The organism is Exiguobacterium sp. K1 (assembly GCF_033721435.1).
Lineage (GTDB): Bacteria > Bacillota > Bacilli > Exiguobacteriales > Exiguobacteriaceae > Exiguobacterium_A > Exiguobacterium_A artemiae.
Genome location: NZ_JAOTIT010000005.1, coordinates 190,402 through 202,523 on the forward strand (window position 1 = coordinate 190,402; position 12,122 = coordinate 202,523).

General features: G+C 46.4%; 13 protein-coding genes. 7 read left to right on the forward strand and 6 right to left on the reverse strand.

All coding sequences use genetic code 11. The features are described 5' to 3' along the window. The first annotated feature begins 150 nt into the window (after window positions 1-150). From N7U64_RS11995 to N7U64_RS12005, 3 genes are all read left to right on the forward strand, one after another. A complete protein-coding gene (locus N7U64_RS11995) occupies window positions 151-1,062 on the forward strand; it encodes a PfkB family carbohydrate kinase (protein ID WP_012369535.1) in 912 nt (303 codons plus the stop codon). A gap of 27 nt (window positions 1,063-1,089) precedes the next feature. After that, window positions 1,090-1,515 (forward strand): NUDIX hydrolase, encoded by a 426-nt coding sequence (locus N7U64_RS12000; protein WP_012369536.1) that lies wholly within the window; start codon window positions 1,090-1,092, stop codon window positions 1,513-1,515. Window positions 1,516-1,602: 87 nt separating this feature from the next. Then, entirely contained in the window at window positions 1,603-2,511 is a 909-nt protein-coding gene (locus tag N7U64_RS12005; RefSeq protein ID WP_012369537.1) for a YihY/virulence factor BrkB family protein, read from the forward strand. A gap of 83 nt (window positions 2,512-2,594) precedes the next feature. On the opposite strand, the gene N7U64_RS12010 is transcribed toward N7U64_RS12005, so the two are convergent. After that, a complete protein-coding gene (locus N7U64_RS12010; RefSeq protein WP_012369538.1) occupies window positions 2,595-4,544 on the reverse strand; it encodes a heavy metal translocating P-type ATPase in 1,950 nt (649 codons plus the stop codon). 187 nt (window positions 4,545-4,731) lie between these two features. Here N7U64_RS12010 and N7U64_RS12015 point away from each other — a divergent pair, with 187 nt between their 5' ends. Both N7U64_RS12015 and N7U64_RS12020 read left to right on the forward strand, forming a co-directional pair. Continuing rightward, window positions 4,732-5,661 (forward strand): DMT family transporter, encoded by a 930-nt coding sequence (locus N7U64_RS12015; RefSeq protein WP_318929903.1) that lies wholly within the window; start codon window positions 4,732-4,734, stop codon window positions 5,659-5,661. 153 nt (window positions 5,662-5,814) lie between these two features. Beyond that, on the forward strand, window positions 5,815-6,111 hold the full coding sequence (locus N7U64_RS12020; protein WP_318929904.1) for a hypothetical protein: 297 nt from the start codon (window positions 5,815-5,817) through the stop codon (window positions 6,109-6,111). 40 nt (window positions 6,112-6,151) lie between these two features. On the opposite strand, the gene N7U64_RS12025 is transcribed toward N7U64_RS12020, so the two are convergent. From N7U64_RS12025 to yfkAB, 3 genes are all read right to left on the reverse strand, one after another. Further along, window positions 6,152-7,330, reverse strand: coding sequence for an MFS transporter (locus N7U64_RS12025; RefSeq protein WP_318929905.1), 1,179 nt, complete (start codon window positions 7,328-7,330; stop codon window positions 6,152-6,154). 45 nt (window positions 7,331-7,375) lie between these two features. Then, window positions 7,376-7,558: a hypothetical protein gene (locus tag N7U64_RS12030; RefSeq protein ID WP_012369542.1), complete on the reverse strand. Its 183-nt coding sequence runs from the start codon at window positions 7,556-7,558 to the stop codon at window positions 7,376-7,378. A 79-nt stretch (window positions 7,559-7,637) separates the two neighbouring features. Next, window positions 7,638-8,750, reverse strand: a complete 1,113-nt coding sequence (gene yfkAB, locus N7U64_RS12035; RefSeq protein WP_318929906.1) for a radical SAM/CxCxxxxC motif protein YfkAB — start codon at window positions 8,748-8,750, stop codon at window positions 7,638-7,640. An 87-nt stretch (window positions 8,751-8,837) separates the two neighbouring features. On the opposite strand from yfkAB, the gene N7U64_RS12040 reads away from it, so the two are divergent. Then, entirely contained in the window at window positions 8,838-9,050 is a 213-nt protein-coding gene (locus N7U64_RS12040) for an SE1561 family protein (protein WP_012369544.1), read from the forward strand. A 37-nt stretch (window positions 9,051-9,087) separates the two neighbouring features. Then, window positions 9,088-10,473 carry a 23S rRNA (uracil(1939)-C(5))-methyltransferase RlmD gene (rlmD, locus tag N7U64_RS12045; RefSeq protein ID WP_318929907.1) on the forward strand — a complete coding sequence of 462 codons (1,386 nt, stop codon included), beginning with the start codon at window positions 9,088-9,090 and terminating at the stop codon, window positions 10,471-10,473. Window positions 10,474-10,564: 91 nt separating this feature from the next. On the opposite strand, the gene N7U64_RS12050 is transcribed toward rlmD, so the two are convergent. Both N7U64_RS12050 and N7U64_RS12055 read right to left on the reverse strand, forming a co-directional pair. After that, window positions 10,565-11,446, reverse strand: a complete 882-nt coding sequence (locus tag N7U64_RS12050; protein WP_318929908.1) for an aldo/keto reductase — start codon at window positions 11,444-11,446, stop codon at window positions 10,565-10,567. A gap of 53 nt (window positions 11,447-11,499) precedes the next feature. Continuing rightward, the gene (locus N7U64_RS12055; RefSeq protein WP_318929909.1) at window positions 11,500-12,090 is read right to left on the reverse strand and encodes a VTT domain-containing protein; all 591 of its coding nucleotides are present in this window, start codon (window positions 12,088-12,090) and stop codon (window positions 11,500-11,502) included. Window positions 12,091-12,122: the final 32 nt, after the last annotated feature.

Here is a 12,122-nt window from a genome sequence, read left to right on the forward strand (position 1 = left end):
AAACTGTCTTCGTCGGGATTTTTTTGTTGGTATAGTCAATGGTTTGATTGGTTGTAACGGTTTTGAAATTTTACTATAATGGAAGCAATGTGCCTAGAACGCGTATAAAATCCTTCGGGTTCATGAAATTTTTTTAGAGGTGGAACAGGAATGAATAAAATTGCGGTAATCGGAAAAGTATTCGTCGACATAAAAGGAACTTCGTTTGCGCCTTTGCATAAGGATGCCAAAAACGTCGGGGATATCACCTTCTCGAACGGTGGTACAGGACGGAACGTAGCACAAAATCTCGCTGTTCTCGGAAATGATGTTCGTTTTATCTCGACGGTTACGAACGATCAGATTGGTGTCGGGGTACTTGAAGAGTTAAAATCTTACGGGGCCAACGTTGATCATGTAGAGATGCTCGAAGACCATGGAATGGGAATGTGGCTTGCAGTCATGGACAATGAAGGGGATTTACAGACGTCGATTTCTAAACAACCAGACGCAAAACTCCTTGAAGAAGCCATTCTTCGCCAATCTGTCTATGCGCTGGACGGAGTGGACGCAGTCGCAATCGATTTGGATTTATCGGTTACAGTGCTTGAACGATTGATTCACATCTGCCGCAAAATGGAGTTGCCGCTTTACGGTGTCTGTGGACATTTGAGTGTGATTGAGCGTAATCGCCACTTGTTGCAAGGATTTACGGGCTTCATCTGTAGCCGTGAAGAAGCCGAAATTTTATCGGATTTATCGATTGTGACGGTAGAAGACGCAATCCATGTAGCGAACGAACTGGCGAAAAAAGGAGCCCCTTTCACAGTCGTCACGATGAGTGAGTTAGGTGCTGTTTATGTCGATCGCCGGACGGCGACTTCCGGTCATGTCGGGACAAAAAAAGTGAAAGTAGTCGACTCAACAGGTGCAGGAGATTCATTCTTTTCCGCTGTTCTTTCCGAATTGACGGAATCGAAGCGGGCAGAAGAGGCACTACAGCTTGGAATGAAAGTTGCCGCACAAGTCATTGCATCGACGGAAAACGGACTGATTCCGGAAATGCTTGAGACCCTTCGTTGAGTCCTCAGCTTGTGAGGAGGAGAATCAATGCCGATTCAAAGAAGTGCGATTATTTTAATTAATGAAGCAGACGAAGTTGCCTTGATTCGTCGGGATAAACCGGGTGAGACGTATTATGTATTCCCCGGCGGTGGACGGGAAGCCGGAGCGACACTGGAAGAAACGGCGATTCGGGAAGCCCATGAAGAGCTTGGTGTGGACGTAGAACTTGAAGGTGTTGCTGCGAACGTTCACTTTAACGGCTTGGAAAATCCGTATTACTGGGCAAAAATAACGGGTGGTGTATTCGGGACGGGAACCGGAGAAGAATTCGAAGATGAGTCGTCCGGGTATACACCGTTGTGGATCAAACGCGAAGCGTTAACCGATTTACCGATTCGTCCGACATCGCTTGTGCAGGAATTGACTAAGATGACGGATCGTTTCTATAATATCGAGCTCAAGGATAATTGAGGTTTTAGTTGAAATAAACAGGGAAAAAGTATAGTAAGACAATGAGGTGGTCCTAGACTGCCTCTTTTTTATGAAGGAGAGATGACGATGGCGCATACACGTGATCCTAAAGGATTAGCCTTGAATCTAAAGCAACGGATGTCCGATCACAACATTACGGATTATGCAGGAACACTTGCATATTATTGGTTTTTATCCATTTTTCCAGGTATCATTTTTGTTATTTCAGTATTATCATTCTTTGACATTGATCAACAGACGCTTGAATCCCAAATTCGTGATTTAGCGCCGGGTGGGTCGGTGAATACGTTTACTGATGTCATTTTCCAGGCCATTAAAGAACCACAGGGCGGTCTCCTGTCCGTCGGTGCGATTCTTGCCATCTGGTCGGCGTCAAAAGGTGTCGATCGTCTGATTACGACCGCGAACCATGCGTACGGAGATTTCTCGCCGCGCGGATTCGTCGCAGCCCGTGGAATCGCCTTGATTTTAACGATTGTTCTCGGTATCGGCATGTTGCTGTTGATCGTCTTGAACGTTCTGGGCGGTCCGATTATCAGCTACTTAGCCAACTTTGTCATTCCGATTGATATGGGACAAAAAATTCTGCTGACGGTATTGCGGTATGCCATTTCCACTGTACTGTTGATTCTGATTTTGTCGATTTTCTACCGTGTTGCGCCGAAACGTCCCATTACATTTAAGGAAGCCATTCCGGGAGCTGTCTTTGGTGTCATCGTGTGGCAACTGTTATCGGTTGGATTCGGATTTTATGTCTCGAATTTTTCGAACTATAACCAAACGTACGGTTCACTCGGAAGTGTCGTCATTGTACTGTTGTGGTTGTATTTTACAGGACTCATCATTTTACTCGGATCTGAACTGAACGCCTCGTGGGAACGGTTCATGAAAAAAGCAGATCCGCAAAAAATGGAAGAAAAACGATTAAAAGAACAGGCGGATCTGGACTCGATTCCGACCAATACGTTTGGCTAATTTTAATCGTCCCGTATTTTGAGCGACCGTACCAAAAAAGCATCTACTGTCGATAATCCGACGGTAGATGCTTTTTGATTGGATTAAGCTGCCGCTTGTTTTGAAAGCGGAGCGTGAATTTTCTGAGACGGCGTATCTTTTTGGAGCAGGCGTAATCCGTTCAAAATGACGAGGATTGTAGAACCTTCATGACCGACTACTGCAAACGGCATGATCAGGAACTGTGACAAGTTCGAAATGATTAACAACAGGATGACGCCGATGGCGAGCGTGATATTTTGTTTGACGACACGATTCATTTTACGCGCTTTGTTGACAGCGTAAGCGAGGCGTCCTAAATCGTTTTTCATCAAAACGACATCGGCTGTCTCAAGAGCAGCATCGGTTCCTTCACCCATTGCAATCCCGACGTGAGCCAAGGCAAGGGCGGGAGCATCGTTAATTCCGTCTCCAACCATCGCAACGGTTTTTCCTTCAGTCTGATACTGCTTGATATAACGGACTTTGTCTTCAGGAAGACATTCCGCTACATAATCCGTCAGACCTGCTTCTTTCGCAATCGCAGCGGCAGTCACCGGGTTATCCCCGGTCAACATGATTGTTGTGATACCGAGAGCATTTAAAGAGGTGATGGCTGTTTTAGCTTCAGGACGAATCGTGTCCCGTAATGCGTAAAGCGCAATGATTGATTGTCCGTTGCTGACATAAACCATCGTATTCCCTTGTTCTTTTAAGGTTTGCTCCATCGATAGGAAAGGATCAATTAATCCTTCGTGGAACGCATATTTTCCGATCCGGTATGTCTGACCGGAAACCGTGGCTTCGATTCCGTAGCCGGTCACATCCTTAAAAGTGGATGGGTCGATGATATCCGTTTTTAAATGCGTGACAATCGCTTGTGCGAGCGGATGATTCGATTGTGCTTCGATGGACGCGACCGCTTGTTTGACGGCGAATGCATCCACTCCGTCAGCATAATGGCTTTCCGTGACGACAGGTTTTCCGGTCGTTAATGTTCCGGTTTTATCAAAGACGATCGTATCGACTTGTCCGAGTGTCTCGATGTGTGCACCACCTTTAAATAAAACACCGTTTCGGGCAGAGGCAGCGATTGCTGCCAAAGCAGCTGGTGTAATCGAAGCGACCAAAGCACAAGGAGAAGCGACGACAAGCAAAATCATAGCCCGGTAAATGCTCGTTTCAAATGTCCAACCAATTAAGTAGTGGGGAACGACCATCATCAAAGCAACGACGAGTAAGACGATTTTGACATAACGGCTTTCGAACCGTTCAATGAATTGTGCAGAGGGTGATTGCTCGCTTTGAGCGTTTTGAACCATATGAATGATTTTTTGGAACAACGACTCGTCTGCAGCTTTTGTCATCTCAATCGTCAAAACACCGTTCATATTGACGGTTGAATTGTAGACGGTATCCCCGACATGTTTCTCGACAGGAATCGATTCGCCTGTAATCGAGGCTTCCTCAATGGCGGCTTGACCGCGGATGATCGTTCCATCGACAGGGATGCGTTCGCCCGGTCGGACATAGACCAGTTCGCCGACAATCAATTGCTCAAGGCCGACAACTTCAAGCTTACCGTCAGCGTTTAAACGAGTAGCTTCTTCCGGTTGCAGGGACATCAAACTTTGTAATGCCCGTTCGTTTTTATTCATCGTATAGGTTTCAAGGGCACCGGATAAAGCAAAGATGAAAATCAAGATAGCACCTTCCATCCAGTAACCGATCGCCGCTGCACCGATGGCAGCCAAGATCATCAACAATTCTACGTTTAAGGTTTTATCATGATACGTTTCGGTTAAACCTTCTTTTGCTTTCGCATAACCGCCGATCAAATAAGCGGAGAGATAAAGCGTGACATAACCGGTAGCCGGAATGTTGAGCTTCTCGAGTGTGTAGGCAATTAAAATCAATATTCCACTAAAGAGTGCTAAAATCAATTCGTGATGTTCCTCCCAAGCATGGCGGAGAGCGGAACGCTGATGGACATCAGTAGTAGTAGAGGTAGTCATATGGGAAAACTCCTTTCAAGTCTAAATGAGAAAAGAAATCATTATGTTAAAACAATGAGAATGTTAATTACCAACGTTTTCTCATCAATGATAATGAGTTTCATTGTCGCTAGATTATAATAATTATTATCTGTAAAACTACTATACCATGTCTATGTCAAAAGGAACAGGAAAGGAATCAGTAAAAATGAAAAAAATATTGACCGATCGATTTGGTATGGTTGTGCTCGCTTTAGTGACGACATTCCTTTGGGGAAGTGCATTTCCCTTCATTAAAAAAAGTTATGCTTTACTTTCCATCACCTCAACCGAATATGGAGAACAGCTGTTGTTTGCCAGTTACCGTTTTTTCCTCGCCGGTGTCTTATTATTAATTGTCAGCGTCCTGATATTTAAACAGCCGATTACGTTGAAAAAGCGGACACTCGCTTATAGCCGGCTTGGTTTCTTCTTGACGTTTCTCCAGTATGTGTTTTTTTACATCGGGCTCTCCTTATCAACAGGCGTGCAAGGATCAATCATTGCCGGATCGACTTCCTTCTTTCAAATGTTGCTTGCTCATTTCCGGTATGAAGACGACCGGTTAAATCGATTCAAGGGACTCGCTTTATTTTTAGGATTTACAGGCGTTATTTTAGCGAACTGGCCGCAAGGGTCTGCCGGTGTCTCGTTTGGTGCTGGAGAAATCCTGTTGATTTTAGCGATGATTTCCGGGGCATTTGGAAATTTGATCGCCAAGGAATATTCAGCCAGTTATCCGGTCGCACCGATGACAGGTTGGGCCATGGTCATTGGATCAATCGGCTTATTCACCGTCGGAGCGGTCCTGAATGGAGACTGGTTCCCGTTTAACTTCACCAGTACGACCGTCTGGATGCTGATCTATTTAGCATTCTTGTCAGCGACGGGATTTACATTGTGGAATCTCTTGATGAAATACAATCCGGTCAGCCGGGTGTCATTGTTCATGTTTTTTGTACCGATTTATGGTGTGACGTTATCCGCACTCATTCTCGGTGAATCGATTCCACCCCAGGCACTCCTTGGATTAGTATTTGTGGTCGCCGGTATTTTGGTCTCGACCTATCTACCGATTTGGTTTCAAAAGCGTAGTTGACGAAGATTCTGAATCGTGCAAAAATAGTCTCAATCAATCTGTTATTTTTAATCGTTCGTTGCTAAGCCGACTCGTTCGGCTTTTTCTGTACGGTCATAAAACCACCGATTCGGCCTTGCTGCAAAGGCTAGTGCAACTAAAAAACGAGAGGAGATGAGAGAAGTGGAACGGAATGAGATCGTTCGAAAGATCATTGCCAACCGTCGTCCGCGGGATGAGTTTGCCCGGTTTGTCGTCACTTGTGTCAGTCAACAATTAAAGGAGACGCATGGAGATGTCGGTGTGGAAATCGTTGAGGCGGAAAGAGGATACGACTCCGTTTGGTCAATCAACGGTCGAGAGGTCGTCGTCTTGCTGGAAACGGAAGAATTAAAACGGGCAAAAGAACAACCGTATGCAATCGACGATAAGCTCTGGCGCAGTTTTCGGCAAGAAGGAATCGTGAAATAAAAAGACGGTCGTTCCGCATGGGACGATCGTCTTTGTTTGTTTACGACGAGCGGGGAGTCTTTGACTGAAAAAGAAGACAGGCGAGTGTCGCGAGAACGAGGACGAACAAAATAAAGTAGAATCCCGGCGGTAACATGACGAACAAACTACCGGAAATCGGTCCGAGAATCGAACCGAGACTAAAGGAAATCCCGGCAAGCAGGTTACCGGTCGGCAACAGATGACTGGGTAACTGTTCCGTCATGTAAGCGACGCCGAGCGAATAAGTCGAGCCGAGTGCCATACCGCTGACAGCAAAAATCATAAATAATGCTCCGTAACTTTGAAAGAAAAAACAGGCTGCCAAAAACGCAAACGCTCCGATACTGAGGACGGTAATCAGCGTCCGTCGTTTTCCGAAATGATCAGCGAGACGTCCGAGGGGTAATTGCATCAATAAAGAGCTGACGACAAATGTCGTAATTAGACTGCTTGTCTGAGATAATTCATAACCGTTTCGTGTTGCGAAGACCGGGAAGCTGGCATTTAATGTTGCTTCCAAAAAACCATAGGTGAAGCCGGGCAACAACGTAAACCAAGCGCTCGTCAGAACAAGACGGTAACGGGAAGCGGCGGACTGAAGTTCTTCTGGCATGATATCAGACGGTTTTTCATTCGGTAACCGTCTTAAAGCAATCAAAACGAGAACGGTTAATGTTCCCGTCAGAACGAACGGCAGCCAACTGATCCAGTCGACAAGCGGCGCTGCGAGTGGACCAAGAGCGAAACCGAGACCAAAGGCCATACCGTACAGAGACATCGTCCGGCCGAGTTTATGATTGGGTGTAATCGATGTGACCCATACTTGAGAACCGTAATGGAGGGTTTGATCCCCGAAGCCGACTGCAAATCGTAACACCATCCAAGCGAGAACGCTTGGGATGAGCGGAAAAGCAAAGACGGCAACAGCCACTAAGATAAGCCCGAACGAGATGACAGGAACATACCCGTGGCGGCGTAACGGCTTTTCCATTAAAGGCGCTGCGACGATGACACCGACATACAGTACAGCAGCACTCAGTCCGTTTATGTAAGCAGGTGTTCCCTGACGTTCAAGCAAAATGGAAAGAAGAGGGATGAGTAACCCTTGGGTAAAACCAGAAATAAATACAATCGAAAGAATCAGAGCAAAACGACGTGACAAAACAAACAACTGCCTTTCCTTTTTTTGTTTAAGCATAACATGCCCCGGCTGTACGATTGTACACCGGGGCATGTCACACTGTTATGGTTTATTTTGTTCAAAGCGTGTCGGGCGGGGCATGTGTAAAAGGTGCTCGTCCCAGTCCGTTTGGTCAAACACTTCGTCGTGTTCGATACTGTGAGACGCCCGAATCCCGATCATCATGATTCCAAGTACCATACTGAACATCCCGATAATTGCAACGATTCCAACAAGCCATTCCATTTTGAAACCCCCTTCGAACAAGGAAAGTGTGGCGACTTTGTGACAAACTTTTCCCGTTTTAAAAGAGACTCAAACCTGCTTACAGGCGACTGGATTGTTTCAGGAAATCGACTTCCGGATAATAGGCATTTTTGACGAGTGCATTTGGACCGAGGCACTGAACGGCAGGACAGTGACAGGATAAACTCTGATTGAGTTCTGTTTGTTGCCACATCGCATAAGCTTCGTTAAATGATGTGTCATGAATCGTTCCGAGTGAAGCGAGTTCGTCGCCGAAATCCGTCACGATGATTTCACCGTCAAAGATATTGACGTTCAGACGTGAACGACCGTCAGGATCATTTCGGACGGAAACATTTGGTTCCCGGCGCAGGCGGCGGTGGAGCGCTAAATCTTCTTCTTTCATCGAGCAGGCATAAAACGGCAGTGTCCCGAACAGCATCCAGACGTCCGGATCCCGGACATCAAGCAGACGATGGATGCCGTCACGGATTTCATCCAGACTGGCGGCTTCAATCATCGAGGCGAAATCGGCGGGGTACATAGGATGCACTTCATGCCTGACGCATCCCATTTCGACGATTTCCTGGTGGATGGCTTCGAGGTGTGGCAGTGTCCGTTTGTTAATCATCGTCTCGGCAGAAACGAGTACTCCGCGCGCATTTAGAATCCGGGCATTTTCTTTCATCTGTTCAAACAGTTTCGTCCGGGCTTCACGCGACGGTTTCCGTTCCATCATCGCAAATCCGCCATCAATGAAATCGTCTGCGGTTCCCCAGTTATGAGAAATATGTAAGACGTCAAGATACGGGATGATCAGCTCATACCGGGAAAGGGGAAGTGTTAAATTTGAATTGATTTGGGTTTTAGCTCCCCGTTCGTGGGCATACTTAAGTAAAGGCACAACATATTCCCGGACCGATTTCATCGACAGCATCGGTTCGCCGCCTGTAATGGAAAAGGCACGCAGGTGTTCAATCTCATCCAATCGCTTGATGAGCAGTTCGACCGGGATAGCGGGTGTTTCGCTGTTCGACAACATATAGCCGACGGCACAGTGTTCACAACGCATGTTGCAAAGGGTCGTCGTCGTGACTTCGATATTCGTCAGTCGGGCTTTCCCGTACTGTTCGATATCTCGATAGGCTTCCCACGGATCATTTTGGATGGTGATGGGTGATTTTAATGACATGGTGCATGTTCCTCCTTTTTAAAGTTCCACTACGTATCGTATGCTAAATGTACACAGGAATAAAGAACAAGAAAGGAAGTCAGAATAATGGGAAAAGCAAGAACTGATAAACTTGGACAGATGAATGTGCTAAAATCAAGAATGCAGCTTTTATGCCATACGATCGATTCATTGGATGAAACATCAGATATTGAGGATTTGGAACGTTTAGCCGTCTCCTTGGATCAGTTGAAAGCCAAGGTGCTTCGTTATGCAAAAGACATGAAGGAACATGAGGAATCAGAAAGCGGTTCGAAATGACCGCTTTTTGATTTGGATCATGGAAAGGATGAATCAGATGACAAATAAAATTAAATTACAGGTAGGCGAAGTTCGTTCCGTAACCTGCCTACGTATGGGAATCAACGGAGAAGGAATCGCGACACTCGAAAGACAAATTGTCTTCATTCCAGGTTTGCTGGTCGGAGAAACTGCTCAAATTGAGATTACGGAAATCCATAATAATTTTGCGAATGCAAAAATCTTAAAACGTGATGTCCGTTCACCGGACCGTGTGACGCCGTTATGCCCGATCTACAGCCAGTGCGGCGGATGTCAGCTGCAACATATGAGTTATGAAGGACAACTCCGTTATAAGGAAGATATGGTCCGGAATGCCTTTACGAAATCAACGAAGTTGAATGTTGAGAAATCAGACATCCGTCCGACGATTGGCACGACGGAATGGGAATATCGGAATAAGTCACAATTTGCGGTCGGAAAAGAAGGCACACAAATCGTCAGCGGATTGTATTCAGCAAACTCGAACCGTCTGGTGGCAATCGACGAGTGTATCGTCCAGAACAAAGAGACGTTGCGCGTCAACAAAGCCGTGACGAAGATTTTAAATGACTACAATGTACCGGTCTATAATTCAGCGAAACAAGACGGCGTCATCCGGAATATCGTCGTTCGGACCGGCATCAAGACGGGAGAAATTCAAGTCGTGCTGGTTGCCTTTAAAGATGGTTTTAAGGATCTCGAAGGCTTATCACGCGATATTTATGATATTCCCGGCGTCATTTCCGTTGCACTCAATATTAACGATAAGATGACATCACGCGTGTTTGGAGAACAAACGGAAATTTTACGCGGTGTGGAACGAATCGAGGAACAGATGGGCGAGTTCACGTATCAATTGTCACCGCGTGCCTTCTTCCAGTTGAATCCGGAACAAGCCGAGCGGATGTACGGTGAAATCGTCAAAGCGGCAGCCTTGACGGGCGAAGAACGTGTCGTCGATGCCTATGCAGGTGTCGGGTCGATTGGTCTTTGGATTGCGAACGGTGCAAAAGAAGTCCGCGGTATGGAAATCGTCGAGGAAGCCGTCGAAGATGCAACGGCACACATGAAGCAATACGGATTTAACCATGCCCAGTACGTGGTCGGAAAAGCAGAAACCTGGATTCCGCGTTGGGTGAAAGAAGGGTGGATTCCGGACGTCTTCATCGTCGACCCACCTCGTTCAGGGTGTGATACACAACTATTAAACGCAATGATTTCGTCAAAAGCGAAAAAAATCATTTACGTTTCATGTAATCCGCAAACTTTGGCACGCGACTGCGATCATCTGATGAAAGCTGGCTACAAAGTCAGCTATATCCAGCCGTACGATATGTTCCCTCAAACGGCACATGTCGAAGCCATCGTCGTATTGGAAAAAAAGAAAAAGAAAAAGTTTTAAACGGATCGAACGGTTAGGAGAACCGATCTCTATGACAAAAAGGAAAACGGCTGAGTCGCCGTTTTCCTTTTTGTTTTGTCTCGCGATCTTTTTAAGTTTGTTGTAGCCAATTTTCATCCTGTTCCTGAAAACGTCGTTTAAGATCAGCGACCCGTTCTGGCGGTAAAGGTCCTTTTTCCAACAAGCGGATATTTTGGACCAGATGCTCCGAATTTGCTGTTCCGATGATGGCACTTGTGACACCGGGTTCAAAAACGGTAAACCGGAGTGCGGTTTCAAGCCAAGAAGCTTCTTCAAGCGGGAAATCGAGCTGCTGTGCCCGTTCCCAGTAAGGTTCGACATATTGTCCGACCGGTCTGGACTCAAACCGCCATGGCGCATTGGCAATCGGACGTTTGGCGATGATACCTTTCTGTTGCTGATGAATCAGTGGAATCGAATCCATCAATGCCCGCTGATCGTACAAATTAACAGACGTTTGAAAACTGTCGAATCGTCCTGTCGTGATGGCGTAGTCTAAGTCTTCCCGGTCACCGGAATACGCGATCAGGCGGACTTTTCCGGCCTGTTTTGCTCGTTCGAGTGCCTCGATGACGTCATCTTGAGCCAGTATTTCCTTACTACAGGAATGTAGATGAACGATATCAATAAAGTCTGTCTGCATCGTCAAAAGAGCCTGGTCAATCCCGCCGGCGACAGCTTGGAACGTCCAATCCTCCGTGCGCGGGACATCATATCCCACCTTCGTCGACAGCACGACATCGTGGCGACGCTGTTTTAAAAAGTGACCGAGCCGCTTTTCGGATAAGCCGTAGCCGCGAGCGGTATCAAATAGACGGATACCTGCATCCAACGCTTGATGGAGGATATAGCTTGCTTGCTGATCGGATAAATCATCGGAACCGATATGACCGGCACCAAATCCGAGAGGGGAGACTTGGATATCAGTGTTGCCAAATGAACGTAATTCCATGCTGTGTTCCTCCTTTGTTTACTTCTCTACACTATACGAAGAAAACGGTTGCATCAATCGATATCCCTCGATCGATGCAACCGTTTTTTATAAAGATACATCAGGTAGAACACCGCAAACAATCCGGCAATCAACCAAGGAATCATCGAATTCTGTTCAATCAATTCGTTGACGGCAAAGGCTTCGATGACAAGTGCCGGTATTTTCCCGATGGTACTGGCAGTTAAAAAAATCATCGGTGAGACGCGGCTTGTCGCACTTAAAAACGTGACGAGTCCGGAAGGAGCAAACGGCAACAGCCGCAAAAAGATGATTGTCCAAAAGGCATCCCAACCGGTTTGCGCCGTCAGTTTTTCAAGCCACTTCAAGATGAACGGGGATTGAATCAACGGTTCGACCCGCCGGATACCGTAACGATACACGTAAAAGGCAACTCCGGCACCGAGGGCTTCGCCAAGAAACGACAGCATCAAACCTTGCCAAAAACCGAAATACAGTAGATTGGCTGCCGTGACGAAGGCGCTCGGCAAAACACCGAACAGGCTGATGATTACACTGACTAAAAGACTGATTGGTACAGCAAACATTTCTGCTCGTTGCAACCAATCAAGGAGTACGGCTTCGATAGTAAAACTTCCTTTCAACCTTTAACACATCAAGTCAACATCGTTTTCGG

Bases quoted from the DNA above. Each gene is read 5' to 3' on its own strand.
- N7U64_RS12015 (WP_318929903.1), top strand. From the start codon at position 4,732: ATGAAAAAAATATTGACCGATCGATTTGGTATGGTTGTGCTCGCTTTA.
- N7U64_RS12040 (WP_012369544.1), top strand. From the start codon at position 8,838: ATGGGAAAAGCAAGAACTGATAAACTTGGACAGATGAATGTGCTAAAA.
- N7U64_RS12050 (WP_318929908.1), bottom strand. From the start codon at position 11,446: ATGGAATTACGTTCATTTGGCAACACTGATATCCAAGTCTCCCCTCTC.
- N7U64_RS12030 (WP_012369542.1), bottom strand. From the start codon at position 7,558: ATGGAATGGCTTGTTGGAATCGTTGCAATTATCGGGATGTTCAGTATG.
- yfkAB (WP_318929906.1), bottom strand. From the start codon at position 8,750: ATGTCATTAAAATCACCCATCACCATCCAAAATGATCCGTGGGAAGCC.
- N7U64_RS11995 (WP_012369535.1), top strand. From the start codon at position 151: ATGAATAAAATTGCGGTAATCGGAAAAGTATTCGTCGACATAAAAGGA.
- N7U64_RS12000 (WP_012369536.1), top strand. From the start codon at position 1,090: ATGCCGATTCAAAGAAGTGCGATTATTTTAATTAATGAAGCAGACGAA.
- N7U64_RS12025 (WP_318929905.1), bottom strand. From the start codon at position 7,330: ATGCTTAAACAAAAAAAGGAAAGGCAGTTGTTTGTTTTGTCACGTCGT.
- N7U64_RS12020 (WP_318929904.1), top strand. From the start codon at position 5,815: ATGAGAGAAGTGGAACGGAATGAGATCGTTCGAAAGATCATTGCCAAC.
- rlmD (WP_318929907.1), top strand. From the start codon at position 9,088: ATGACAAATAAAATTAAATTACAGGTAGGCGAAGTTCGTTCCGTAACC.
- N7U64_RS12005 (WP_012369537.1), top strand. From the start codon at position 1,603: ATGGCGCATACACGTGATCCTAAAGGATTAGCCTTGAATCTAAAGCAA.
- N7U64_RS12010 (WP_012369538.1), bottom strand. From the start codon at position 4,544: ATGACTACCTCTACTACTACTGATGTCCATCAGCGTTCCGCTCTCCGC.